Origin of the sequence: Lacrimispora sp., from assembly GCF_036758025.1 — a bacterium.
Classification (GTDB): domain Bacteria; phylum Bacillota; class Clostridia; order Lachnospirales; family Lachnospiraceae; genus Lacrimispora.
In genome coordinates this window covers 150,358-174,689 of sequence record NZ_DAIOXM010000006.1, presented here as the reverse complement: position 1 = coordinate 174,689, position 24,332 = coordinate 150,358, and the positions used below count along the sequence as shown (strand labels likewise).

Here is a 24,332-nt window from a genome sequence, read left to right as displayed (position 1 = left end):
CAACTATACGCTTCTACGATGCCTGAGCCCCATGCAAACGGGCAAAAATTCCTCCTTTTGCAATCAGCTCATCATGAGTGCCCATCTCTGCAATACCGGTTCCCTCAAGCACCACAATTAAATCAGCCTCACGGGTCGTAGAGAGTCTGTGTGCAATCATTATGGTGGTACGTTCTTTTGAAATCTCATTTAACGCTGCCTGTATTTCCTTTTCTGTTTTCGTATCCAAGGCAGAGGTTGCTTCATCCAGAATCAGAATTGGGGAATCCCTTAAAATTGCGCGGGCAATGGCAATTCTCTGTCTTTGTCCCCCAGACAGCAAAACACCCCGCTCCCCTATAAATGTATCATATCCATGCTCCATTTTTTCAATAAACTGGTGAGCATTTGCCGCTTTCGCTGCTGCTATGACATCTTCCCTTGCGGCGTCTTTCCAGCCGTATACAATATTTTCATACACAGTTCCATTAAAAAGGAATGTGTCCTGCAGCACCATAGAAATGTTGTCCCGTAAGCTGGAAAGCGTCACATCCCGGATATCAACTCCGTCGATGAGGACAGCCCCTTCCTGAGGGTCATAAAACCGGTTAATCAAGTTTGCAATGGTGCTTTTTCCCACACCTGTTGTTCCTACGAGGGCTACTGTCTGACCCTTTTTAATGGTCAGGTTAACATTTTCCATAATTGGAATATCTTCCTGATAAGAAAAAGACAGATCCTTCAGCACAATTTCACCCTGTACTCTTTTAAGAGTTATCGCATTTTTCTTTTCCTTTACTTCCGGAATTTCATCGATTACATCAAATACCCGTTTGCACCCGGCTCCGGCTTCTCCTGCCCTTTCTGCAAGACCGGAAAAACTTTTCACCGGGCCGTAAAACATGGACAGATACATGACAAATCCAACAATATCTGCAATGTCCACATCTCCGATTCCCACTAAGTATCCGCCGTAAACCACTACAACCACCGTTCCCAATGCAGTGACAAAGGAAAGCAGGGGATAAGTTGTTTCGAAAAAGAAACTTGCACGGAGGTAGGCTAAACTATGGCGGAGAGAAAGACTGGCAACCTTATGTTCTTCATAGCTTTGCTGGTTAAATATCTGGATTTCTTTGATTCCGGAAAGATTGTCCTGGACCTTTCCCGCAAGTTCTCCCCTTACCCGGGAATTTTCCTTCCATGTGGGGGATACGTGGCGGCTCTGCCACATGGTAATCCCCAGAAGAAATGGTATGGTAACCAGACTCATCGCGGCAAGCCTGCCATTGATTGTAAACAGCAAAGCCCCTACTCCTATAAAGGTAAGAATATTGACCGCAAAATCCGGGATTACATGAGCCAAAAGTACTTCCGCATCCAGGGCATCATTTACCACACGGCTGGTGAGATCACCCGTCCTGCTTTTGTGAAAATAGCTCAGGCTCATATGCTGCAGCTTTCCGTAAAGCCGCTTGCGCAAGTCCGCTACATAATGGAGGGCTGCATAATGATTTAAGTATCCGGCTGCTGAAGTTCCTGCTGCCTGGAGGGTAGCTGCACCCAGAAGAAAAAGTCCGATGCGCAGGGCCTGGGCCTGAAAATCGTTCATCCCTTCTGCCGCAAGTGCCGTTAATTCCCTCAATGCCCACGGCGTATAAAATCCGGCTGCCGTAGATACCGCCAGAGCAAAAAGTGCAGCCACCAGATGAATCCGGTATTTTTCTGCTTCCCGGAATATCCTCAGTGCAATTCTCATACAGAAACCGCCTCCTTTGGAGACAAATATTCCTGACGTAAAAGAGCGTAGGTCAAACACACAGGCCGCCCCGTTCTTGGTTCTTTCACAATTTCAGCATCAACGGAAAATGTCTCTTTTAAAACATGAGCTGTCATTACTTTCTCCGGACTGCCGTGCTGAACAATTTTCCCCTCCCGGACTGCAATCATATAATCGGAAAAACGGGCTGCTAAATTCAAATCATGAAGAACCATAGCAATGGTGCAGCCCTGACTGCGGTTCAGCCCATACAAAAGCTCCAGAACTTCAAGCTGATGAGCCATATCCAGATAAGTGGTGGGTTCGTCAAGTAAAATCAAGTCTGTCTGCTGGGCAAGTGCCATGGCAATCCATACCCTCTGCCGCTGTCCTCCGGATAATGTATTGACTTCACGATGCTCTAAATCCGTAAGCTTGGTAGCCGAAATTGCCCACCGAACAATCTCTTTATCCTCAGAGGTCAATTTTCCAAATCCATTTTGGTGAGGAAACCTCCCGTATGCAACCAGTTCACTTACTGTCAGCCCGCTGGGAGCTGAAGGGGCCTGGGGCAGTATGGCCATCTTTTTTGCAATTTCCTTAGTGGGAAGTGTTGCGATATCACCGCCATTTAAATAAACCATTCCATTTTTCGGTTTCAGAATGCGCCCGATGGCTTTTAACACTGTGGACTTCCCGCAGCCATTAGGACCAATGATGGAAGTGATCTTTTTATGGGGAATTGCCATATCTAAATTTTCCACAATCAAAGCATTGTCATAGGCAATATCTAATTTTTTTGTCGCGATACTATTCATACCGTCCTCCTTAATTTGCTTTCGCCAGTAGATATAAAAAGTACGGTGTACTAAGCGCCGTAATTACAATGCCCGTAGGCACATCTGCCCCCAGGCTGATGGTTCTCGTTACAGTATCCGCAAGCAGTACAATGATGGCACCGCAAAGCCCTGAGGCGGGAAGGATCAATTTATGGTTTGGCCCCATTAATTTTCTTGCCATATGAGGGGAAATCATTCCTACAAAGAAGAAGTTGCCGCCCAGGGATACACTTCCTGAAGAAAGTGCTACTGCTGCTGCTGTCAATCCAATAAATTCAGGCTTCACTGCAACACCAAGACCTGAAGCTGTTTCATTTCCAAGGTTAAGAAGGTTTAAAATATGGGCTTTGGAAAATACGTATACACATAAGATCAATGTCCATGGAATCAGTATGACAAGATAACGCCATTGATCTCCCCATAAGCTGCCGGCGCTCCAGCGCTGTATAAAATCCATTTGGCTCTCATCCAGCTTAAGAGTCAGCAGTGTGGTCAATGCTCCATACCCGCTTCCCAGGGCGACACCTGTTAATATCAGCCCTGTGGGAGAAATATTTCTCCCCTTTCTATAAGAGAGCAGAAAAATCAATCCCGCAGCGGTCATTCCTCCCAAAAAAGACAGCAATGGCATCAAAATTGCAGATGATGCGGTCTTTGCAGAAAACAATACCACAAAAATCAGCACAAAGAGCCCTGAACCGGAGCTGATCCCTAAGGTGCCGGGGCTTGCCATATCATTTCGAAGAAGGCTCTGCATAATACAGCCGGAAACCCCCATTCCCACTCCCACGAGGATTGACAGGATCATGCGGGGAAGGCGGAATTCTAAAACGACTAAGTTTTGCTGGGAAGTGCCTTTTCCTATGATCACATGTAAGACCTCTCCGGGGGTGAGATTCATTTTTCCGGAATTCATGCTGATCACAGCCACGAGTACCATGACGGCCGTCATAATCAGAAAAACCAGTCTACCCCGTTCTGCTGAGTAACCGTGTTTTTTCATTCAAATTCCCTCCTTTGCTTTCTTGCAAGATAAAGGAAATAAGGAACTCCGATCACTGCAAATATAATACCGATTGGTGTTTCATAAGGCTTATTGATCAGCCTTCCTATTAAATCGGCAAAAACCGTGAGCAAGGCTCCGTAAAGTCCTGAGGCAGGAATAATATACCGGTAATCCACTCCTACCATGTACCGGACAATATGAGGTGTAATAAGCCCCACAAAGCCAACCGGCCCTACGATAATGACAGAAATTCCAGTGAGAAGCAGCACAATCAACGTAGAAACGCCTTTGACCAATCTGGTTTTTAACCCCAATCCGATTGCAACATCTTCCCCTAAGCTCAATACAGTGACGGAAGGGGAAAGACACAGGGATGCCAGCACTCCTGCTGCAAAAAGAGGCAGGATCATCATAAGCTCACTCCATTTAGCTGCCGCGGTTCCTCCTGCTGTCCAATAAGCAAGGGCATATCCAAGATGGTATTTAATGGACAGAAACTGGCTGAATGCTCCAAAAAGCATGGAAATTGAAATTCCTGCCAATACAAGGCGCTGAGGTGTCATTCCGCCTTTTCCAAGGGAAGCAGTAAAATAGGTCATTGCTGTTGCAGCCGCCGCACCGATGCATGCAAACAACATGGTCTGGCCGTAGGTGCTCCCCGGCAGAAATGCCATACAAAAGGCCACTGCAAAGGTGGCCCCGGAACTGATTCCCATAAGTCCGGAATCAGCAAGGGGATTCCGTGTTGTCCCCTGCATGATTGCTCCGCAAATTGCCAGGCTGCATCCCACCATTAAATCTGCCACCGTCCGGGGAAACCGAAGTGTCTGAATAATCTGGTGCTCTGTCAGACTTGGATCAAACCGAAAAACCGCCTTCCAGGCCGTAGTAAGGTCCATGTCGGCAGCACCAAAAGAAATGGAAGCTGCCGACATGAAAAGCAATAGCCCTAATCCAAGAAGGATATAAATGGTAAAGCCGGCGGAGCCTTTTCGCCGCCCCTTTATTGATATAATTTTCATTGCTGCCTGTTCCTTTCCGTAAAGACCATTAAATTACTCAGGCATACTTAATATGGCATCCAAAAGATAATCCATCTGCGCAGTTAAACTGGCTACATCAGAATAATAAAACAATCCCTGATAGTTTCCCGGAATTTCTGCAATCCGGCCTTCTGCAACAGCAGGAATGCTTTTCCAGATATCTGACTTTGCATATTCTGATTCTTTTCCTTCCTGCTGGAACCATAGGATATAATCTCCAAAATATTCATGAGCAACCTCATAACTTAAAGTCCCTCTTCCGTTACCGGATTCTTCAACCAGCTTTTCCAGCTTCTCCGGTTTCTTAAGGCCCAGATAGTTGTAAACCAAAGTTCCTCCTCTGGAACCAGTCTCATAGGCCACACCGTTCCAATCACCGGTTGGCCCCCAGTCTTCCATAATGCTGAATGTTCTTCCCTGGTATTTTCCGCTCTGCAGCTCTTCCTTGGCTGAGGCAAGCTTCTCTTCAAAGGCTATAATCAGAGCTTCTGCTTCTTTTTCTTTTCCTGACGCCTCTCCGATGATGCGCAGGCGTTCAAGGGAGCTTACGCCTTCTTCCGGAATGACCAGAACCGGGGCAATTTTTCCAAACTTTTCAAAATCCTCTGTCTGATAAGTGATAATCAAATCCGGCTCTGCAGCCATAATATCTTCCGCTGCCCAGTTTTCCAGCTTGACAGCAGAAGAAAACTTCTCATAAAAAGGCATGGTTTCCTGCTCCCATGCATTGTATCCAACTACATTTAAATCCAAAGAAAGCACATCTCCTATGTACCAGTTCACCACTACACGCTGTGGCTCCTTTGGAACCTCTATTTCTCCCATGACTGTATTTATGGTGTGCATGTCCGGCGCATTGGGATTTTCCGGGCTTGTGCTGCTGCATCCTGTCAGCAGAGATAAAGCTATAAGCGTGAAGCAAAATACAGAGCCTATTTTCTTCATATCAATTCTCCTTAAAATGTAATAAACTTCTTTTTGCAGTATGAAAGTCTGCTTTTCCTCTTTTTGTTAGCTTAAACTAACTAATCAGAATACTAGCATAATAAAAAATATACGTCAATACGGCCTGGAGCCTTAGTCAGGAAGCTGGTTTTTTAATAAGCTGTTGAAACACACGGTTTCTCATTGATTTTTGATACTTTCCCTTATTTATTCTCACACATTTGGAGCACAACTAAATCAAATCGGATCATTATTACATTGTTTTTTTGTCTGCTTTCAGGTATAATTTTCCGATAGAAAACGATAGAAAGTGAGCTGCCATGCAATGAATGAATATCAAGCCGCCTCATGGGGAGCCATGGCGAAAAAATACAACCTAAAACAGAACACTTACGGACCGGGCACAGGGTATTATTTTCCGCCCCACTGGTCCAATGGATGGATTGTGGAAGCATGCCCTGCCGAAGGCCTGTTTGTTTCCAGCGCATGGTTTACTCCGGATAAGAACATCGTCCACGCCATAGATGTACAAAAGCCATGTTTATTGATCTTTTGTATTGACTGCGGAAATATAACATATTCCCAGCAAGGCCGGGCGGCATCCGTGTTTACCCCCATGACCCATGTTCTGGTCAATCCCCAGCGTCCCTTTCATCTGACCTTTCCCAAAGGAGTCCATACCTGTTTTACCAGCGTCCTGGTTTTCGATGATTTTTTACAGCCTTTTCTGCAGACAAGAAATGACTCTCCCAAAATCAGCATTGAAGATGCAAAAGCATGGGAAACAGAGCACTATAACACTTCAAATACTATGTTGATCCTGGAACAGATCCGCTGGGCATTACGCAATGCGGATATGCCTCTTCTGGCTTTTGAAGGAATGGTGCTTCATCTGCTGTGCTCAATCGCCAGAAACTATCCTGTAACTCCGGAGCGCCGGAGCAGCCGCAGAAACTATGTAACATGGGAAAATGAGCAGAAAGTTTACTCTGTAAAACTGAAAATTGACGAAAACATTCTCCAGGTTCCGCCGATGGAAGAATTGACAAAGATAGCAGGCATGAGCGAAAGCAAATTGCGCCTCAGCTTTAAAAACATTTATCAGATTCCCCTTTATGATTATATCCGCAGAGAAAAAATGAAACGCGCCATGCAGCTTTTATCAGCAGATCATCTGAGTATCCGGGATATCTCGGAACGGTGCGGGTATAAAAATGCTTCCAAATTTGCTGCTGCCTTTCAGGATGTCCATGGTATTACACCAAGTGAATTCAGAAAAGCTTTTAATTTATAAGGCTTGACTTTGCACAGAAACTCTTTTCTGGAAATTTTTTCTTGACACCACACAAACAAACTGCTACACTGATAGCCGTAAGAGGGAGCTCGTAAGCGGGCTGAGAGGAAGTAATCGAACTTCGACCTTTATAACCTGATTTGGGTAATGCCAACGTAGGGATTCACACGAGATTATTGATTCTATCTGAGCCTATACCTGTTGGTATGGGCTCTTTTTGTATTTTCAAAAGTTCTCGTAATCCCTCCGCAAAACAAAAAGGAGGATCACAGATGAATTACACCACGCAGATGGATGCCGCAAGGAAAGGCATTCTGACAAAAGAATTAATGAAAGTAGCTGAACACGAACAATGGGAACCAGAAAAGCTTAAGGAGCTGGTGGCAGAGGGAAAGGTTGCTATTCCAGCCAACAAAAATCACACTTGTTTAAATCCCAGCGGAATCGGCTCCATGCTGAGAACCAAGATCAATGTAAATCTTGGCACTTCCAGGGATTTAAATGATCTGGACATGGAGCTTAAGAAGGTACAGGATGCGGTTTCCATGGGGGCAGAGTCCATTATGGATTTAAGTTCTTTCGGGGATACCCAGAAGTTCCGCAGAAAGCTGACTGGGGAATGCCCGGCTATTATCGGTACGGTTCCCATTTATGATGCAGTGGTTTATTACAATAAGCCCCTTCGGGAAATCACCGCCGAAGAATGGATTCGTGTTGTAGAAATGCACGCAGAGGACGGAGTTGATTTCATGACCATTCATGTGGGAATCAACAAACAGACTGCAAGAAGGTTTAAGGAGAACAAGCGACTGACTAATATCGTTTCAAGGGGCGGATCTATTATATTTGCCTGGATGGAAATGACCGGAGAAGAAAATCCATTTTATGAGCATTATGACCGGATTCTGGATATCTGCCGGGAGTATGATGTGACTTTAAGCCTTGGAGATGCCTGCCGTCCGGGATGTATTGAAGATGCCTCTGATATTTCCCAAATCGAGGAATTAGTAACCCTTGGGGAATTAACCGGAAGGGCCTGGGAAAAGGATGTGCAAGTCATCATAGAGGGACCGGGCCATATGCCATTGGACCAGATTGCCGCTAATATGAAAATACAGGAAACCATTTGCAAGGGGGCACCTTTTTATGTCCTGGGCCCTCTTGTAACAGATATTGCACCCGGTTATGATCACATCACTGCGGCCATTGGCGGAGCCGTTGCCGCTTCTGCAGGTGCTGCTTTCCTCTGCTATGTAACACCGGCAGAACATTTAAAGCTGCCTGATGGAGAGGATGTAAAGGAAGGCATTATTGCCGCCCGTATTGCCGCTCATGCTGCTGATATTGCCAAGGGAATTAAGGGCGCAAAAGAATGGGATCATCAGATGAGCGATGCCAGAAAACGGTTGGACTGGGAGACCATGTTCAACCTGGCCATTGATCCGGAAAAAGCAAGGCGCTACCGGGCCATGTCAAAGCCGGAAAAAGAAGATACCTGTTCCATGTGCGGTAATTTCTGTGCTATGAAAAATATGAACCGGATTATGGAAGGGGGAATTGTGGATATTTTCGATGAGTGATCATTGATTGCAGATATATTTTCCTAAAATAAAATATCATTGAAACCGAACTTCACAAAATTACATATATAGGAGTAACTTTCATGAATAATCAAATACCAACAACAATTTCCAACAAGACTCCGGACAAATCCGGAATGCGGATTAAAAAACTGGCAATCAGCGGAATGCTGGCAGCCCTCACTGTAGCTCTTTCCGGTTTTTCCATTCCGGTGGGGGCCTCCAGATGCTTTCCCATACAGCATCTGGTCAATGTTCTGGCAGCTGTGTTCTTAGGGCCTGTCTATGGCGTTTCTATGGCTTTCTGTACTTCTCTCATCAGAAATCTCATGGGAACAGGAAGCCTACTGGCATTTCCGGGAAGCATGGTAGGAGCATTTTTAAGCGCTCTTCTGTTTCATAAAACCGGGAAGCTTTGGCTGACCTGCCTTGGAGAAATAATCGGAACCGGGATTATAGGAGGAGTCCTCTGTTACCCCGTAGCTGTTTTCCTCATGGGAAAAGAGGTCGCTGTCTTTTTCTTTGTGGCTCCCTTCCTCATCAGTACCTTAGCCGGAACCATAATGGCTGCATTTTTACTGGTCTTGCTGCGCCGTTTGAACCTGTTTTCCTATTTCGTCAGGCTGATAGAAGACTAGAGGACTGAATATGAATGTAAAACTCAATTTCTCTCTGGCCGGACTGGTTAGAGAAAAAAAGCCTGTCATCCACTGCATCACCAATTACGTTACTGCAGCAGATGTGGCAAATGCCATTCTGGCATGCGGCGGTTCTCCCATTATGGCAGACCACCCGGAGGAAGCGGCAGAAGTGACGGCAATATCGGACTGCCTGCTTTTAAACATGGGCACGCCTAAGGAAACCTCAAAGGCGGCCATGGAAAAGGCAGGAAGGGAAGCAAACCGGTTAAATCACCCTGTCATCCTGGACCCGGTGGGGATGGGAGTATCCCGCTACAGAACAGAAGCCATCCTCTCCCTTTTAAAAGAGGTAAAGATGACCGTTATCAGAGGAAATGCATCAGAGCTTCGGATTATGTTAAATGCCATAAACCGGCTTGAAGACACTGGAAACATTCCGCTCCCTTTCACCCGGGGTATTGATGCCTCTCCCTCTGATGGGATAAAATCAGAAACACTGCCGTCTTTTGCGGAAACAGCCAGAGCTTTAAGTGTCTTAACCGGAGCCGTAACCGTCATGACAGGCGCCATGGACATCGTTTCAACCGGAGAAGAAACCTGGCTTATTAAAAACGGCAGCCCTCAGATGAGCCGTATTACGGGAATGGGCTGTATGCTGGACGGAATAATCGCTGCTTTTACCGCAGCTTCCTTTTCTCAGAATGGCTCTGCCCCATCCCAGAATGATATTTTACAGGCAGCCGTCCTTGCCACGGCTGCTGCCGGCTTTTGCGGGGAACAGGCAGCAAAGAGAATAGTAGAAATCCAGGCCGGAACAGGCAGTTTCCGCTGCTGTTTTATGGATCAGCTAAGCCTTTTGGAAGAAACCAGCTTAAAAGGAGGAATAAACGTTGAAATTTTATAAAGACATGCTTCTTCTCTACGCCATAACAGATCAGGGGCTTACAGGAGAGAAAAATTTCTTTGAACAAATTGAAGAAGCGCTTTCCGCCGGAGTGACCCTTTTACAGCTTCGGGAAAAGCACTTAGATAAAAAAGCATTTCTGGAAGAGGCCCTTATGGTCCGGGAACTGACCAGGCGCTACAAGGTTCCCCTCATCATCAATGATGATGCAGAAATCGCCCTGAAATGCGGAGCTGACGGTGTACACGTGGGCCAGGGCGATTTATCACCTTCCAAAGCCCGCCGTATTATGGGACCGGACCGCATTGTGGGTGTTACTGCAAAGACTGTGGAACAGGCAGAGAAAGCATTTAAGGACGGAGCAGATTATATCGGGTCCGGAGCCGTATTTCCAAGTTCCACAAAAAAAGATGCAATTCCCCTTCCTTTAGAACGGCTGACAGCCATCTGCTGCTCTGTTCCCATTCCTGTAACGGCCATAGGAGGAATTACCTGCGAAAATGTCCATCTTCTGAAAGGAACAGGCATAGCCGGAGCCGCAGTAGTTTCCGGCATCTTTGGACAAGCAGATATTTCCGGGGCTGCAGGCCGTTTAAAAGAACAACTGTCAAAGGTGGTGAATTTATGAGTCTGATGATCCCTTCTATTCTTACCATTGCAGGTTCCGATTCCAGCGGAGGAGCCGGAATACAGGCGGATTTAAAGACTGCCTCGGCCCTGGGAGTCTATGGCTCCAGCGTCATTACCGCACTGACCGCACAAAACACCACTGGAGTCTATCTGGCGGAAACTGTGAGCAGGGAAATGCTTGAGGCCCAGTTAGATGCCGTATTTACCGACATTCCGCCTCAGGCAGTAAAAATCGGCATGGCAGGAACTTCCCGTTCCATAGAAACCATTGGAGAAAAGCTGGCAGAACATGCACACTGCCCCATTGTGGTAGACCCGGTCATGGTATCCACCAGCGGTCATTCTCTTTTAAATCCAGAGGATGTAAAGGCTTTAACAAATACACTGTTCCCCCTGGCTGCTTTAGTTACCCCCAATATACCGGAAGCAGAAGCCCTTTTATCCACAACAAGCCGCAGGATACACACAAGAAAAGACATGGAAGAAGCTGCTATGGGGCTTTCCCGTCTGTACAGAACCTCTTTCCTCGTAAAAGGCGGCCATCATGAGGAAGGGGCTGACGATGTGCTGTGTTCGGACGGATCAATCACCTGGTTTCCTGGACAGCGCATTGACAATCCAAACACCCACGGAACCGGATGCACCCTTTCTTCTGCCATTGCCTGCGGGCTGGCAAAAGGGCTGGGGCTGGAAGAAAGCATCCGTGCGGCAAAGGACTATCTTAAAGGCGCCCTAAAAGCAGGCTTGAACCTTGGAAAAGGAAGCGGTCCTTTGTGGCACAGTTGGAGCAATTCCAGGTGATATGTGTATTTTAAAATTTATAAATGTTTGCTAAGCACCATAAATTTTCTGCACTGTTTCATAAGAGGACTTGAGCCCCTATTACCAAAGGCAAAAGCAAGAGGCCTTTGTGTCACTGCCGGAACAATTTGGTTTATTCAAAAGTAAAAGTACACAATTTTTCCCCTTAAATTTCCAAATCTTTGTTAACACTTTCTGCTCAAAATAGGGTATATTATTAAATGTAACCCCCCAATACATTATATAGTTTTTGCTACACCCCATAAGAAACGAAATACCTTCTCCGAAAAAGACCGGCCTCCCCAGCCGGTCTTTTTCATTTCTCTTTTTATCACTTTTTCTTTATATTGCGGCGCTCCCTAAGAATCCTCTCAAAGTCTTCCGTACTTCCTTCTTCCCTTAAACGTCTTCTTCTAGCTTCTCTCCGAAGGGCATACTCCCTGGCTTCTTTCTTCTTCCGGTACATCAGAAATCCCGTCCCGCCTGCCGCCAGAACCAGTATGATTCCCACAACTGCAATGACTCCTAAAAATCCCTTGCCCCGTGCAGCCTTTGTCTCTTCTGAATCGGAAATCGTTTCCGGCTCTCCGGTGCTTTCCTCTGTTGATTCCTGCTCCGACTCTTCAGAAGATGGCAAAACCTCACTTTCTGCAATGAGATAAGCCTGTCCCACATTCCTTTCATTATAGGAATATTGAATCAGGGCTACCGCACCTTCCGGACTGGTGCCGGGAAGATCTGTTACCAGGGTTTTCTCTGCCTGGGAAAACTCAGAGCCCTTAGGCAGGGTTATGACCTGGTCCGCCTCCAGCTTCAGATCAGACGGCTTATAAGCAGTTCCATTGATTTCAATGGAATCCTCTCCTGATATATAACTGGTTTCATTCCCTGTAACAGGAATATTTTCAAAGCGGTCATAGCCGAATTGCAGAAGATTTTTCCCGTCGACAAAGTACTGCCTTGGGCTGCCCTTTAAGATGACGGAAACCAGCCGTCTTCCATCCTGTTCCGCATAAGTGACAAGGGTATTTCCGGCCTTGATCAGGTATCCGGTCTTTCCCGCCACTGCAGAAGGGAAATAAAATTCACTGTTAGGGTCTGTTGTCTTCACCAGACGGTGCTCGTTGTAAATGGTAAGCCCCTCCGGGTTTTTAATCATAGGCGGAAATGTATGGCTGAGAGCAGAACTGATCTCCACAAGCTTTTTATTGCTGTAAGCTTCTCTTGCGATCAATGCCATATCATAGGCGGACACGTACTGGGTGTCACCGTTAAGTCCTGACGGATTGTCAAAATGGCTTTCCTGGCATCCCAGTTCTTCTATTTTTTCATTCATCATGGTGACAAACTCTTCCATGCTGCCTGCCACATGCTCTGCAAGAGCATTTCCTGCCTGATTGCAGGAATTCAGCAGAAGGGAATAAAGACAATCCTCTACAGAAAGCTGGTCCCCTTCCGTCACATTTAATTTATTTCCGCTGTCCGGTTCCACATTATTAACAGCATTCTTTGAAAATGTAACCATCTCCTCAGGGCCGCTGTTTTCTAACACTACCAGGGCAGTCAAAACCTTCGTAATGCTGGCCGGGGGATAAGTGGAATGGATTTTCTGACCGAATAAGACGGCGCCGGAATCCACGTCTACCACAATTCCTGCTTCGGCCTGAATTCCCGTATCAGCAGGCCACTCCGGATTTGCATATACAGTCATAAGTAACATGTGGCTGGCCAGCAAAAAGCTTACCAATGCCTTTAATCGGCCTCTCATCTATCAATCCTCCTGACATGAAATATGCCCTAAAACCGCATGGAAATACTTATACGGTTTTAGGGCACTATTTGCTTTACTTCGCGTAATCTGTAACTCTGGATTCCCGGATCACGTTGACCTTGATCTGTCCCGGATATTCCAAGGATTCTTCGATCTTCTTGGAGACCTCGCGGGCCAGCAGAATCATGTCATCGTCACCGATCTGGTCCGGAACTACCATAATCCGAACTTCACGTCCTGCCTGAATGGCAAAGGACTTGTCAACTCCCTTAAAGGAGTTGGTAATATCTTCTAACTGCTTTAATCTGTTTGTATATGTCTCCAGAGTCTCTCTTCTGGCTCCAGGCCTTGCGGCAGAAATGGTATCTGCGGCCTGAACAATACATGCAATGAGGCTCTGCGGCTCAACGTCGCCGTGATGGGATTCCACCGTATTCAGCACAATAGGTGATTCCTTGTACTTTTTACACAGATCCACACCCAGCTGAATATGAGAACCTTCCATCTCATGGTCAACGGCTTTTCCAATGTCGTGTAATAAGCCCGCCCGTTTGGCCATTCGGATATCAAGGCCAATCTCTCCGGCTAACAGCCCGGATAACTGAGCGACCTCAATGGAATGCTTTAATGCATTCTGTCCATAGCTGGTTCTGTACTTCAACTTTCCAAGAAGCCGTATGAGTTCCGGATGAAGCCCATGAATGCCTACTTCAAGAGCAGCGGACTCTCCTTCTTCTCTCATATTGGTTTCCACTTCTTTTTGCGCCTTTTCTACCATCTCTTCGATCCGGGCAGGATGAATCCGCCCGTCTACAATAAGACGCTCCAGGGCAATTCTGGCTACTTCCCTGCGAACCGGATCAAATCCGGATAATACCACTGCCTCAGGGGTATCGTCTATAATCAGCTCTACTCCTGTAAGGGTTTCCAAAGTACGAATGTTCCGTCCTTCCCTTCCGATGATTCTGCCTTTCATCTCATCGTTAGGAAGCTGTACAACGGAAACGGTTGTTTCCGCTACGTGATCGGCAGCACATCTTTGAATGGCCGTTACCACGTATTCCTTTGCCTTTTTATCGGCTTCTTCTTTTGCTTTGTTGTCAAGTTCCTTAATTAATTTCGCAGTGTCATGTTTTACATCATCTTCAACAGATTTTAAAAGATATTCTTTTGCTTGTTCGGAGGTAAGTCCGGAAATTTTTTCCAGCTCCTGAATGCCTTTTTCATAGAGAGATTCCACTTCGGCATTTCTCTTGGCTAAAGCATCCTCTCTGGCAGCCAGACTTGCCTCCCGTTTTTCCATAACGTCGGACTTCTTGTCCAGGTTTTCTTCTTTGCTTAATACTCGTCTTTCATAACGTTGAAGCTCAGCTCTTCTTTCTCTGGTTTCCTTTTCAAGCTCATTCTTAGTCTTTAGAGACTCTTCTTTTGCCTCAAGGAGAGCTTCACGCTTCTTTGTCTCAGCGGTCTTTAATGCTTCATCTATTATTTCCCGGGATTTTTCTTCTGCAGTACCAATTTTGCTCTCGTAGGTATTCTTACGATAAGCTATGGCAGCAGACCAGGTGATAAAAGCAACTACTACTGATGCGGCTATCGCAATCAATGCAGTCGTTAATACTGGTACTGACACAGGAGCACCTCCTTATTCGTTTTTCATTGTACGACAATACAACACTACAATTTTAAACTGTTTTATACATTATGTCAAGCATTTCGCCCCTGTTTCCAGCATACTTATACATATTCGTAATGAAGTCAGTCCATATCCCAGCCGCCGCTTAAAACCCTATTGATTGCTTCGTAAGAAAAACCCTTTCTGCCCAGGGAAGCCATGACCTTTCCCTTTTCTTTAAACTCCATATTTTCCGGCTTTAAGCCCTTTTTCCGGAGGTATTCCCGAATGCGCGCTTCCTCATCCACCGGCTGCTCCTCCAGTATGTCCCGGATCATCTCCTTATCCAGTCCCTTTCTCTGCAGCTCATACCGGATCTGTCTTTCGCTCTTTTGTCTGGAATGATATTCCACGTACCTGCGTCCATAGTCCTGATCATCAATAAACCGGTGATCCTTTAAAAAGCCAATGGCATAATCAATGGCTTCCTGGGGGTAGCCCCCTTCTTTTAATTTTCTCCTCAGCTCCTGCTCCGTCTTATCCGAAGCCTTTAAAAGAAAAATCACCCTTTCCCTGGCCCGCTTCATCAAAACATCCTTAAGGATCTCCTGGTAAACCTCCTGGGAAAGAGTCTCTCCTTCTTCAATTCCAAATCTCTTAATCTCCCCTTTATAAAGAACAAAAGTAAAGTCCTCATCAAGAAAGACTTTACTCCTGCGCTTATCCACGGGCACAATCTCTGTCACTGTCATAGATGCCTCTTAATTTATAAATGTTTCCTTTAAAAACGGTTTCAGGATTACTCTTTGGATTCCCCTGCACTGCTTTCTACGGTTTTGATTTTCTTGCTCTCCTTTGCCGCAGCTTCACCTGACGCCTCCTGAGGCTGGCCGGAAGCCCCGCCGGCTCCATATTTAGCTCTTACCTTGGCTTCGATTTCCTGGCAGACAGCCGGGTTATCCTGGAGATAGATCTTGGCATTTTCACGGCCCTGGCCGACCTTGGTGCCGCCGTAGGCAAACCATGATCCGCTCTTTTCCACGATGTTTTCCTTTACGGCCAGATCCAGGACATCTCCCTCTGTAGAGATTCCCTTGCCGAACATAATATCAAATTCAGCCTCCTTAAAGGGAGGTGCAATCTTATTCTTTACTACCTTTACACGAACCCGGTTTCCTACCATGTCCCCGCCCTGTTTTAAAGTCTCGATCTTCCGGATATCCAAACGGACGGAGGCATAGAACTTAAGGGCACGTCCTCCTGTGGTGGTCTCAGGGCTTCCGAACATGACACCCACCTTCTCACGAAGCTGGTTAATGAAGAGGACAATACAATTGGACTTGCTGATAACGGCTGTCAGCTTTCTGAGAGCCTGGGACATGAGACGGGCCTGGAGGCCCACGTGGGAATCTCCCATATCACCCTCAATCTCGGCCTTTGGCACAAGGGCTGCAACAGAGTCCACGATCACGATATCCACGGCTCCTGAACGAACCATGGTCTCTGTGATCTCCAGAGCCTGCTCTCCGTTGTCCGGCTGGGAAATATAGAGGTTGTCAATATCCACTCCAATGTTCTTGGCATAGACAGGGTCAAGGGCGTGCTCCGCATCGATAAAGCCTGCAATGCCTCCACGCTTCTGCACCTCTGCAACCATATGTAAGGCCACAGTGGTCTTACCGCTGGACTCAGGTCCGTAAATTTCCACAACTCTTCCCTTGGGGATTCCTCCCAGTCCAAGGGCAATGTCAAGGCTTAAGGCTCCTGTGGGTATCGTCTCCACATTCATATTCTTTCCTGAATCACCGAGCCTCATGATGGAACCTTTTCCATAAGCTTTTTCTATGTTGGTAAGGGCCGCATCCAGGGCCTTCATCTTCTCATCTTTATTCATATTATCCTCCGACACGAACAAATGTTCTTTTTCTACTTATCATAATAGTACACTTCCGTAAAAATGTCAACCGAATTTTTATCTTCTTAAGGCCAATGCACATCACACTCCCTGCCTGTCCGGCCAAAAATAATTTTTTCCTGGAAAAATCCCGGCGAAACGCCTGAAAAACGAATGGTAAGAAAGGCAGACCGCCTTTTGATTTCTAAAGCTACTATAGCACATCTGCCGGGAGGCTGCAAGGAATTTTAAAAGGCATCCCAAAATCCTGTTATTTTGGGATGCCTGAAATCCTGCCTCGTTCTAATCCGCTATAAGCCGTTCCACATCCAACAGCCCCCAGCCCTGCTGATTGATGGGAAGACCCAGATCCAACGACCGTTCCCTCAGCATCAGCTTCACATCCCGGTTGCTCATATAGGGATATTTTTCCAGTAAAAGCGCAATGGCCCCTGAGACCAGAGGCGTTGACATAGAGGTACCGCTTTTGACCTGGTACTGCCCGGCCTCATTGGCACAGCTCATAATCCCTGCTCCGGGAGCAATGATTTCCGGTTTGCAGATGCAGGCCCCGGTAGGGCCTCTGCCGGAATAATCGACCATCCGGTTTCCCATGACATTGACTTCCTTATAATCATCGGAGCAGCCTACTGTGATCACCTTCCGGCTGATTCCCGGAGTGGTGATGGTGTTCATTCCGGGGCCCATATTCCCTGCAGCCACGCAGACCACCAATCCGTCATCCCATGCCGCATTGACCCCTCTCACAAGAACAGAGCTTTCCGTCATCCCCTTTTTTGAGAAAGAGCCGACGGAGATATTTACAATCCGGATTCCATACCGTTCCTTGTTGTCCCGGACCCATTTCAGTCCGGCCAGCACATCGGAGGCATATCCGTTTCCCTTTTTATCCAGCACCTTAAGCATAATAATATGGCACTCCGGAGCAATTCCCATATATTTTCCGTCGGAAGCATTTCCTCCGCCTCCGATGATTCCGGAAATATGGGTTCCGTGGCCGTTATCGTCATAAGGGTCTCTTTTCCTGTGTACGATATCTACAAACGCTGCAACTCTATGTTTAAAGTCTTCATGGAGATAAATCCCTGTATCAAGCACCGCAACACCGACTCCCCGCCCAGTCAATCCCATGCGGTAAGCCGCATCACAATGTATTTCTTCTCTTACATGATCCACAATCCACTACCTTAATCCTTTTTTATTAGGATATTCCGGTCCAAGCCCCTTGGTTTCTTTTCCTCTGGAAAATGCAAGGAGAAGATTTTTTGTTTAAAATGTTATTTACTTTCCACCTTCCTCTTTCTATAATAAAAATAAAAACATATAAGGAGAATTTTGATATGCAAGACCAATCATCCGGCGCTATTTCGCTGACACAGGCCCTGATCCGCATTGACAGCACGGACCCCGGCGCATACGAAACAAAGATAGGGGAATTTATTTTTGAACGCCTCTCCTCCCTTTCTGTTCCTGTAATCAAAAAAGAAGTCCTGCCGGGACGTTTTAATATTATGGCTAAAATAGAAGGGGAAATTGACGATCCGGCCCTGGTCTACATCTGCCACATGGATACCGTTACTGTTGGAGAAGGCTGGACCAAAGACCCCTTTGGCGCAGAAATCCAGGATGGCCGGATTTACGGACGGGGTGCCTGCGATATGAAATCCGGGCTGGCCTGTGCCCTTTCCTCCTTTGAGTCCATGGCAGGGGAAGCCGCTTCAGGAAAGAAGCCCAAACATTCCTTTGTATTTATCGGGACCGTTGACGAAGAAGATTTTATGAGAGGATCAGAGGATGTGATAAAAGAAGGCTGGGTCACAAAAAACAGTCTTGTCCTGGATACCGAGCCCACCAATGGACAGATCCAGGTAGCCCACAAGGGCCGCACCTGGTTTGAAATCACAGTAAACGGCACAACCGCTCACGCCAGCACTCCATGGAAAGGGGCTGATGCCATTGCGGGAGCTGCGGAAATTATCTCCTTTGTCCGCCGAAAGATCGGGGAATGCCCCTCCCATGAAGACCTGGGCATTTCCACCGTCACCTTTGGACAGATCGAAGGGGGATACCGCCCTTATGTAGTTCCTGACCATTGCAAAATGTGGATCGACATGCGTCTCGTTCCCCCTGCTGACACCCGGACTGCCGTCGGTATTGTCACCCAGGCCATTGAAGACGCTGCAGAGAAAGTTCCCGGCATAAGCGCCTCTTATGTCATCACAGGTGACAGGCCTTATATTGAAAAGGATGAAAACTCTGTTTTAATAAAAGCCTTAAAGACTGCCGCGGAGGAAATTACCGGCGAGCCTGTTCCTGTCACCTGTTTTCCGGGGTATACGGACACCGCCGTCATTGCAGGAAAGCTGGGCAATCACAACTGCATCTCCTACGGCCCCGGTGACTTGGAGAGGGCCCATAAGCCTGATGAATCTGTCCCATGTGAGGATATTTCAAGATGTGAAAAGGTTCTGACCCGGCTGGCCCGGTCCATTTTATTTGAAGATTTCCCGGTGGGGTGAGATATTAAGAAAATCTTAACATAAAGTCGGTGGATTTAAGGGATTTATGCGGGATTTGTCACTTAACAGGCGGGTCCGAAAGGATACCCGCTTTATTTTATTTTATTTTATTTTATTTATTCTGCCAGTCCAAGACACCGCACCGCCCTGATCTGGCATCAAAGTCATATAGAGAGTTACCAGCAGGAAACTCTTCAATCAGATAGCTGTAAGATTCATCTTCTTCTACGTCGTAAATGTTATTTAGTAAGCTACACAAGTGAAAGAAAGACCTGTTTATTAAGCGAAAAACCTAAAGTCGTCAAATCTAAACTTATTTTTGTCAGTGCTCCGTCAGTAGTTGTAAATGGTATCTGGGCTTTTGATACCACATGCTTCCTGCGGTCAAAGTTTGGGAATACTTTGATTCCCGCAATAGCTCCCAGCTTATCCCTGGGCATATCATCAGTTGTCTTTACTTTTACTGATTTATAGGTTCCATCGCTTTCAATTGTCACGAAGTCAGTAACATCTGCAAGGCCGATCTTAGCCAGTTCCTTTAAAACCATGTCCTGAGAGATCTCAGTGCGCTCTTCCCGGTCTTTCATTCGCTTTTGGATATAATCCTCAACCTTAGCATTTCTTAGCATTCTACTGCTATTAACTGCAGCCGTTTCATCTTTCTTGACCTTCGGGTAAGCTACCTTGTAAGCTCTGGCAGCATTAAGATCAATCAGATATTCATCTGCAAATATTTTCTGTTTGGCTGTTAATGCCATCAGTCTCACCTCACCTTCCCATCTGACTGTTTTTATATTAAAAAAGAGACGGAGTTGGCCGCCTCCCAGAAACTATTTCTTTGTCATAGCTATAACAATAGCCACCACTACTATAACGGCAACCGCAATTCCGGCAAGCATCATAATTGACATTAGCTATCTCCTTTGCTTTTTGCTATATCATATCACCACAATGCGTAAAAGAAAAGAGACACCGGGTGGGTGCCTCTGAACTCATATATTAATTAAAGTCTTTTCTAATAAACACCTCAACTCTGCTAGCATTAATAACTTCATTAGATAGTCCCGACCGTCTTAGACAACCATAAAATTCATCTTTTCCTTTTGTATTAGCTAAAAACATTGAATTATTAATGGCATTTATACACGATTGGTCCATTACTTTGCATGAAGTAACCGCTGAATTTATAATTCCGCTTACAGCATAAATCGTATCATCGATACACCGCATAAAAATAGCCATATCATTTTCAGCTACATCAGGATAACTAAAACCAACGACTATACTATATTCTACATACCTGGTACTAATACAGGGGTACTCAATTTCTACACATTCCTCAAAATAACAGGATTTTGTTTTGCATTTAGCTATATACGTCTCTACGGTTACATATACGTGTATCTTTGTTTCAAAGTATGCCATGTTACTCCTTTATACAACATTTTAATATAACATATACAGTTACATCGGAAACGTGAACTTTCTTCGAGAAAACACCCATCGACATAAAAATCGACAGGCATTTTCAAAAAGGAGAAGATCCGGAATTCACGGGAATTTCCAAGCTTATACAATTTTGGATATTACAAGTATGAACCCTCTATGTGGAAATTACAAGGACACCATTTTGACACTGTTTGTCAAGTCCCCTAATCCAGCTTTTCAGGAGTTTCCCTCCTGGACACTCCGGCAAATCCGGTTATAATTCTCCATCAGCTTCTTGTCGTTCTGGAATACCTTTACCCGCCTGTTCTTTCTTTGAGACTTTTCAAGCTCTCTTACAGCCTCCAGGACCGCTGTTCTCTCCAGTAACTCCGCAGCTTCTTTTTCCAATACATTCACCTCCCTGCTGCCAATATCCGCGTCCTAACCTCGTCACACCCCTTAACACCTTATTTCCTAAGGGTTTTATGGTTATATCTTTACGAAAACGGTTTCGTCAGCTATAATTGTATTATCAACTCTTTCAAAGGGCACCGGTTTCCCCAAAACACTTCGGTGCTCTTTTTTTTTTTATTTTTAATTTTAATTTTTATTTGAATGTCAAAATACTTTCTTTTTCATAGATATTGGTGTATAATACTGTTTGTTTCATTGAAAGCCCAAGTACTCTATTTCCCCTGCTTGGGCTTTTATTGTGAATGTAATTATCAGTTACTTTCCCATGTCTCAAACTCGCATCTGCACACTGGGCATACCCAAACCGCCGTAGCGCTCCAATCATAGAATCCTCCTTGCTGATCAACTAGCACGGCATTCTCAAACAGCTCATCACTTGTAGAATCCCATTAAAAAGAATCCACCTATTTCTGTCACCGATAAACGGAATCTTCTCCCGCCCCCTTCCTCACTCTAAGATACGCCGCCGTACAGGCCGGAGAGGTCCACAGGCTCGGGTCAGGGCATAAGCTCATATATGCATAAGGCGGGTTTGTTGCTGAGAAGGTCTTAGGCCTTGTCTCCTTTATGGACTTAGCGGCCTCCGCCATGGTAATTCTATGTATCTGCGCCTGCTCCTCCCGGCGCTCTTTTGATGTTTTTCTCAATCTATCCCCTTCTCTTTTAGATTTTAAATTTAGACATATCTTTGAATGCTTTTCATATAGTTTACAAACTAATATTTTTTTAGAGGAAAAATGTTTAACTATAATAGTGCTTCTCCCAGTAACCTGGATAACACCTGCTTTAGGTCTCAGCCTTTAGCTCCAACCGATTACGGCCCAAATCCGTTTACTATTGACATTAGTAAAGCTGTTATAAATAATAATGCTTTCCGCACCGCCTTATGGACAGGTGCTCATTTACAGCTTACTCTAATGAGCATACAGGTTGGCGACGAAATAGGATTAGAGATGCATCCTGATGATGATCAATTTTTGTATATTGAATCTGGTCACGGTGTAGTTCTAATGGGCACTCAAGAGGATTATTTATATTTTCAACAACCCATTTTCACTAACAGTGCTGTTTTTATTCCTGCTGGAATCTGGCACAATGTAATAAACACCGGCGAGATTCCTTTAAAATTATTCTCCATTTATGCGCCGCCCCATCACCCTTGGGGTACTATTCACCAAACTAAAGCTGTTGCAGAAGCAGATGCAAATCATTATTAATTATTGCCCGTCAGTTCTCTTAAAGAATTGGCGGGTTTTTGCTTATCTCTCAGTTGCTTTAAATAACAGTTTTGTGGACGGTATGGCTCCGGAATCGGTATTATGCAATAACGTGCTCTCCATAATCCCATTCCCCATCTGTTATCTCACACCGCCCTGTAAAGGTTTCTTTGAGCGTTCTCTTTGCTTCTTCAAGAACTGATTTTACAGGAGCAGATATGTCTGATGTAACTTCCACAAACTCCCCATCTATTACGGTTTCAGGGGATTCCAGTTCGGCTTCAGACTGCATTTTGTCCCACTCTCAACCACATCCAATTTCTTAGAGAATCGATTGAATTAAGAAAATCTTAATATAAAGTCGGTGGATTTAAGGGATTTATGCGGGATTTGTCACTAATTTGTCACTGGTTTATTCATTTTTAGGTTGCTTTCTTTTCACTTAATAGGCGGGCCCGAAAGGATACCCGCCTTTGATTTATTTGTGTGGAGCATAGCAGAAGAATATGGTATTATTAAAAGAAAAAAGGGGGAGGGATTGTTATGGAAGTTCAATCAATTTGGGTAAGTTCAGTTAATCATCTTACAACATTTCATTCAATTACTACCGGTACGCCATTCTGGAGAAAGCTTATCAGTCGGTATGTTATGCCTGAAAACTTTCCTATGAATAATATGTATAACTTTTTTCGCATGCCGATCGTACTTATTTCTGAAGGGCACATCACTCTTGATGAAAAAGCATTAAAATATACTGCACATCATGAAAAATCGAAGGCAACGAAGGATTGTAGAAACTTAAATAGTGATTTGTCTTTTGAAATTGATTATTCAGACATTCAGTCTATTGATCTGTACAAACATAATTATGCCAGTATAAACCATTATAATATCACGTGGATAAGAATTGTCCCTAAAACAAATGTTTTGGATCAGGACATACTAATTTGCGTTGGGGGAAGTGGCCCTGCTATGAGCGGAATTATTAATAATACACATAATTTGTATGAGGCAATATTACATGAGGTAGGGGTATAAACTCCCTACCTCTTTATTTCCTATTACTCTGCCAGGCCCGGCCACCGCAGCGCCCCATCCTGATCCGGGGTAAGCGTCACCGGCTGCGTGGACATCTTTCCGTCCTGGTCCAGATAGTACCACTTTCCATCAACCGCCTGCAGGCCCTTGACCATGGCTCCGTCAGTTCCCAGATAATACCAATCACCCTTGTACTCATACCATTTATCAGTTACCATTAACCCAGCGCCATCGAACCAGTACCATTTGTCCTGATCCTGGAGCCAGTCGTTTCTGACAGTCTGACCGGTATCGCCATTATAAAAGCGCCAGCCACCGTCTTCCTGGTACCAGCCGGAATTCTTTGCCTGGACAAGGCTCCAGTCTGGCCGACCGTACCCCATAATCCTGCTCTCCGATAAACTGTAAGACTTCTGGCAGACGCCGCCCCCATTCTCGACCACGCCACTGGCCCCGGAAGTGTTTCCCTCAATGGTCTTAACCCTGGTGCTTGTAACCTCTATGACAATACCGGTATGATATGCCCTGGTACCGTTGGTAAAAAAGATAATGTCCCCGGGCTCCGGCTTTGTATGCCACTGTCCGACTACCTTGAACTGATTTACTCCCGTAGGACAATAATGGTACAACGACCCTCCCAGGAGCTTCCTGGCCGCTTCCAGACCAAACATCTGTACAAATACTTCTGATACGAACATAGCACACCAAGCCTGCGCCTGGAGGCTGTATCCGGTATGTATTTTATAATCCCTGGCAAAGCAGGTATAGTTGTTACTGCCAGCATTGGCGGTGAAATCGTCCAGGTCCTTATTACTCTTCTTTTCCAGATAACCAATCCAGGATGCAGCCTTATCTATTAGGTTCTTTACTACATTCATGATATTTCCTCCAATCAAAAAAGGCCCAGGATGTCCCAGGCCTAAAAAGTTGTAAT

General features: G+C 45.5%; 26 protein-coding genes and 1 riboswitch. Of the genes, 9 read left to right on the top strand and 17 right to left on the bottom strand.

What is annotated here, in order from left to right; genetic code table 11:
* Positions 1-13: 13 nt before the first annotated feature.
* Genes V7M78_RS07765 through V7M78_RS07745 form a run of 5 tightly spaced genes read right to left on the bottom strand, consistent with a single transcriptional unit; the run spans position 14 to position 5,571 of the window.
* Complete coding sequence (locus V7M78_RS07765) at positions 14-1,738, bottom strand: ABC transporter ATP-binding protein (RefSeq protein ID WP_333648119.1); 1,725 nt, start codon at positions 1,736-1,738, stop codon at positions 14-16.
* Entirely contained in the window at positions 1,735-2,556 is an 822-nt protein-coding gene (locus tag V7M78_RS07760) for an ABC transporter ATP-binding protein (RefSeq protein WP_333648117.1), read from the bottom strand. The genes V7M78_RS07765 and V7M78_RS07760 overlap by 4 nt, the downstream gene beginning before the upstream one ends.
* Before the next feature lie 10 nt (positions 2,557-2,566).
* Positions 2,567-3,580: a FecCD family ABC transporter permease gene (locus V7M78_RS07755; protein ID WP_333648115.1), complete on the bottom strand. Its 1,014-nt coding sequence runs from the start codon at positions 3,578-3,580 to the stop codon at positions 2,567-2,569.
* Positions 3,577-4,605, bottom strand: coding sequence for a FecCD family ABC transporter permease (locus tag V7M78_RS07750; protein ID WP_333648113.1), 1,029 nt, complete (start codon positions 4,603-4,605; stop codon positions 3,577-3,579). The genes V7M78_RS07755 and V7M78_RS07750 overlap by 4 nt, the downstream gene beginning before the upstream one ends.
* A 33-nt stretch (positions 4,606-4,638) precedes the next feature.
* Entirely contained in the window at positions 4,639-5,571 is a 933-nt protein-coding gene (locus tag V7M78_RS07745) for an ABC transporter substrate-binding protein (protein WP_333648111.1), read from the bottom strand.
* Positions 5,572-5,896: 325 nt separating this feature from the next.
* On the opposite strand from V7M78_RS07745, the gene V7M78_RS07740 reads away from it, so the two are divergent.
* The 6 genes from V7M78_RS07740 to thiD all read left to right on the top strand — a co-directional run bounded on the left by V7M78_RS07740 (position 5,897) and on the right by thiD (position 11,421).
* The gene (locus V7M78_RS07740; protein WP_333648109.1) at positions 5,897-6,865 is read left to right on the top strand and encodes a helix-turn-helix transcriptional regulator; all 969 of its coding nucleotides are present in this window, start codon (positions 5,897-5,899) and stop codon (positions 6,863-6,865) included.
* Between the two features lie 71 nt (positions 6,866-6,936).
* A riboswitch (TPP riboswitch) is annotated at positions 6,937-7,045 on the top strand.
* A 92-nt stretch (positions 7,046-7,137) separates the two neighbouring features.
* A complete protein-coding gene (gene thiC / locus V7M78_RS07735) occupies positions 7,138-8,445 on the top strand; it encodes a phosphomethylpyrimidine synthase ThiC (protein ID WP_333648107.1) in 1,308 nt (435 codons plus the stop codon).
* Positions 8,446-8,582: 137 nt separating this feature from the next.
* Positions 8,583-9,083, top strand: coding sequence for an energy coupling factor transporter S component ThiW (gene thiW, locus V7M78_RS07730; RefSeq protein WP_442914634.1), 501 nt, complete (start codon positions 8,583-8,585; stop codon positions 9,081-9,083).
* 10 nt (positions 9,084-9,093) lie between these two features.
* A complete protein-coding gene (gene thiM / locus V7M78_RS07725) occupies positions 9,094-9,990 on the top strand; it encodes a hydroxyethylthiazole kinase (protein ID WP_333648103.1) in 897 nt (298 codons plus the stop codon).
* Positions 9,977-10,618, top strand: a complete 642-nt coding sequence (gene thiE / locus V7M78_RS07720; RefSeq protein ID WP_333648101.1) for a thiamine phosphate synthase — start codon at positions 9,977-9,979, stop codon at positions 10,616-10,618. The genes thiM and thiE overlap by 14 nt, the downstream gene beginning before the upstream one ends.
* Positions 10,619-10,626: 8 nt before the next feature.
* The gene (thiD, locus tag V7M78_RS07715) at positions 10,627-11,421 is read left to right on the top strand and encodes a bifunctional hydroxymethylpyrimidine kinase/phosphomethylpyrimidine kinase (protein ID WP_333648143.1); all 795 of its coding nucleotides are present in this window, start codon (positions 10,627-10,629) and stop codon (positions 11,419-11,421) included.
* Positions 11,422-11,752: 331 nt separating this feature from the next.
* Here thiD and V7M78_RS07710 read toward each other — a convergent pair whose 3' ends face one another.
* The 5 genes from V7M78_RS07710 to V7M78_RS07690 form a co-directional block, all read right to left on the bottom strand.
* Positions 11,753-13,189: a D-alanyl-D-alanine carboxypeptidase family protein gene (locus V7M78_RS07710; protein ID WP_333648099.1), complete on the bottom strand. Its 1,437-nt coding sequence runs from the start codon at positions 13,187-13,189 to the stop codon at positions 11,753-11,755.
* A 76-nt stretch (positions 13,190-13,265) separates the two neighbouring features.
* Complete coding sequence (rny, locus tag V7M78_RS07705; protein WP_333648097.1) at positions 13,266-14,825, bottom strand: ribonuclease Y; 1,560 nt, start codon at positions 14,823-14,825, stop codon at positions 13,266-13,268.
* A 125-nt stretch (positions 14,826-14,950) separates the two neighbouring features.
* The gene (locus V7M78_RS07700) at positions 14,951-15,559 is read right to left on the bottom strand and encodes a regulatory protein RecX (protein WP_333648095.1); all 609 of its coding nucleotides are present in this window, start codon (positions 15,557-15,559) and stop codon (positions 14,951-14,953) included.
* 47 nt (positions 15,560-15,606) lie between these two features.
* A complete protein-coding gene (recA, locus tag V7M78_RS07695) occupies positions 15,607-16,701 on the bottom strand; it encodes a recombinase RecA (RefSeq protein WP_333648093.1) in 1,095 nt (364 codons plus the stop codon).
* Between the two features lie 303 nt (positions 16,702-17,004).
* Positions 17,005-17,898, bottom strand: coding sequence for a S8 family peptidase (locus V7M78_RS07690; protein WP_333648091.1), 894 nt, complete (start codon positions 17,896-17,898; stop codon positions 17,005-17,007).
* A gap of 164 nt (positions 17,899-18,062) precedes the next feature.
* Between V7M78_RS07690 and V7M78_RS07685 the strand changes: the two genes are divergently transcribed.
* Positions 18,063-19,241, top strand: a complete 1,179-nt coding sequence (locus V7M78_RS07685) for a M20 family metallopeptidase (protein ID WP_333648089.1) — start codon at positions 18,063-18,065, stop codon at positions 19,239-19,241.
* A gap of 251 nt (positions 19,242-19,492) precedes the next feature.
* Here V7M78_RS07685 and V7M78_RS07680 read toward each other — a convergent pair whose 3' ends face one another.
* From V7M78_RS07680 to V7M78_RS07660, 5 genes are all read right to left on the bottom strand, one after another.
* Positions 19,493-19,999: a terminase small subunit gene (locus tag V7M78_RS07680; RefSeq protein WP_333648087.1), complete on the bottom strand. Its 507-nt coding sequence runs from the start codon at positions 19,997-19,999 to the stop codon at positions 19,493-19,495.
* Between the two features lie 241 nt (positions 20,000-20,240).
* The gene (locus tag V7M78_RS07675) at positions 20,241-20,666 is read right to left on the bottom strand and encodes a hypothetical protein (RefSeq protein WP_333648085.1); all 426 of its coding nucleotides are present in this window, start codon (positions 20,664-20,666) and stop codon (positions 20,241-20,243) included.
* A 240-nt stretch (positions 20,667-20,906) separates the two neighbouring features.
* The gene (locus V7M78_RS07670; protein ID WP_333648083.1) at positions 20,907-21,077 is read right to left on the bottom strand and encodes a hypothetical protein; all 171 of its coding nucleotides are present in this window, start codon (positions 21,075-21,077) and stop codon (positions 20,907-20,909) included.
* Between the two features lie 199 nt (positions 21,078-21,276).
* Entirely contained in the window at positions 21,277-21,468 is a 192-nt protein-coding gene (locus tag V7M78_RS07665) for a hypothetical protein (RefSeq protein ID WP_333648081.1), read from the bottom strand.
* An 88-nt stretch (positions 21,469-21,556) separates the two neighbouring features.
* On the bottom strand, positions 21,557-21,790 hold the full coding sequence (locus V7M78_RS07660; RefSeq protein WP_333648079.1) for a hypothetical protein: 234 nt from the start codon (positions 21,788-21,790) through the stop codon (positions 21,557-21,559).
* Positions 21,791-21,880: 90 nt separating this feature from the next.
* On the opposite strand from V7M78_RS07660, the gene V7M78_RS07655 reads away from it, so the two are divergent.
* Positions 21,881-22,360 (top strand): cupin domain-containing protein, encoded by a 480-nt coding sequence (locus tag V7M78_RS07655; RefSeq protein ID WP_333648077.1) that lies wholly within the window; start codon positions 21,881-21,883, stop codon positions 22,358-22,360.
* Positions 22,361-22,460: 100 nt separating this feature from the next.
* Here the strand turns inward: V7M78_RS07655 and V7M78_RS07650 are convergent, their stop codons facing one another.
* Entirely contained in the window at positions 22,461-22,652 is a 192-nt protein-coding gene (locus tag V7M78_RS07650) for a hypothetical protein (RefSeq protein WP_333648075.1), read from the bottom strand.
* Positions 22,653-22,903: 251 nt separating this feature from the next.
* On the opposite strand from V7M78_RS07650, the gene V7M78_RS07645 reads away from it, so the two are divergent.
* Positions 22,904-23,398: a hypothetical protein gene (locus V7M78_RS07645; protein WP_333648073.1), complete on the top strand. Its 495-nt coding sequence runs from the start codon at positions 22,904-22,906 to the stop codon at positions 23,396-23,398.
* A gap of 23 nt (positions 23,399-23,421) precedes the next feature.
* On the opposite strand, the gene V7M78_RS07640 is transcribed toward V7M78_RS07645, so the two are convergent.
* Positions 23,422-24,276 carry a CHAP domain-containing protein gene (locus tag V7M78_RS07640; protein WP_333648071.1) on the bottom strand — a complete coding sequence of 285 codons (855 nt, stop codon included), beginning with the start codon at positions 24,274-24,276 and terminating at the stop codon, positions 23,422-23,424.
* Positions 24,277-24,332: the final 56 nt, after the last annotated feature.

Excerpts from the sequence above, each read along its gene's own strand:
- V7M78_RS07650 (WP_333648075.1), bottom strand. The coding sequence starts at position 22,652 with ATGCAGTCTGAAGCCGAACTGGAATCCCCTGAAACCGTAATAGATGGG.
- V7M78_RS07710 (WP_333648099.1), bottom strand. The coding sequence starts at position 13,189 with ATGAGAGGCCGATTAAAGGCATTGGTAAGCTTTTTGCTGGCCAGCCAC.
- V7M78_RS07745 (WP_333648111.1), bottom strand. The coding sequence starts at position 5,571 with ATGAAGAAAATAGGCTCTGTATTTTGCTTCACGCTTATAGCTTTATCT.
- V7M78_RS07740 (WP_333648109.1), top strand. The coding sequence starts at position 5,897 with ATGAATGAATATCAAGCCGCCTCATGGGGAGCCATGGCGAAAAAATAC.
- V7M78_RS07655 (WP_333648077.1), top strand. The coding sequence starts at position 21,881 with ATGTTTAACTATAATAGTGCTTCTCCCAGTAACCTGGATAACACCTGC.
- V7M78_RS07760 (WP_333648117.1), bottom strand. The coding sequence starts at position 2,556 with ATGAATAGTATCGCGACAAAAAAATTAGATATTGCCTATGACAATGCT.
- V7M78_RS07675 (WP_333648085.1), bottom strand. The coding sequence starts at position 20,666 with ATGGCATACTTTGAAACAAAGATACACGTATATGTAACCGTAGAGACG.
- V7M78_RS07640 (WP_333648071.1), bottom strand. The coding sequence starts at position 24,276 with ATGAATGTAGTAAAGAACCTAATAGATAAGGCTGCATCCTGGATTGGT.
- thiM (WP_333648103.1), top strand. The coding sequence starts at position 9,094 with ATGAATGTAAAACTCAATTTCTCTCTGGCCGGACTGGTTAGAGAAAAA.
- recA (WP_333648093.1), bottom strand. The coding sequence starts at position 16,701 with ATGAATAAAGATGAGAAGATGAAGGCCCTGGATGCGGCCCTTACCAAC.
- V7M78_RS07765 (WP_333648119.1), bottom strand. The coding sequence starts at position 1,738 with ATGAGAATTGCACTGAGGATATTCCGGGAAGCAGAAAAATACCGGATT.
- V7M78_RS07665 (WP_333648081.1), bottom strand. The coding sequence starts at position 21,468 with ATGATTGGAGCGCTACGGCGGTTTGGGTATGCCCAGTGTGCAGATGCG.
- V7M78_RS07685 (WP_333648089.1), top strand. The coding sequence starts at position 18,063 with ATGCAAGACCAATCATCCGGCGCTATTTCGCTGACACAGGCCCTGATC.
- V7M78_RS07750 (WP_333648113.1), bottom strand. The coding sequence starts at position 4,605 with ATGAAAATTATATCAATAAAGGGGCGGCGAAAAGGCTCCGCCGGCTTT.
- V7M78_RS07755 (WP_333648115.1), bottom strand. The coding sequence starts at position 3,580 with ATGAAAAAACACGGTTACTCAGCAGAACGGGGTAGACTGGTTTTTCTG.
- V7M78_RS07700 (WP_333648095.1), bottom strand. The coding sequence starts at position 15,559 with ATGACAGTGACAGAGATTGTGCCCGTGGATAAGCGCAGGAGTAAAGTC.
- thiC (WP_333648107.1), top strand. The coding sequence starts at position 7,138 with ATGAATTACACCACGCAGATGGATGCCGCAAGGAAAGGCATTCTGACA.
- V7M78_RS07645 (WP_333648073.1), top strand. The coding sequence starts at position 22,904 with ATGGAAGTTCAATCAATTTGGGTAAGTTCAGTTAATCATCTTACAACA.
- thiW (WP_442914634.1), top strand. The coding sequence starts at position 8,583 with ATGCGGATTAAAAAACTGGCAATCAGCGGAATGCTGGCAGCCCTCACT.
- V7M78_RS07680 (WP_333648087.1), bottom strand. The coding sequence starts at position 19,999 with ATGGCATTAACAGCCAAACAGAAAATATTTGCAGATGAATATCTGATT.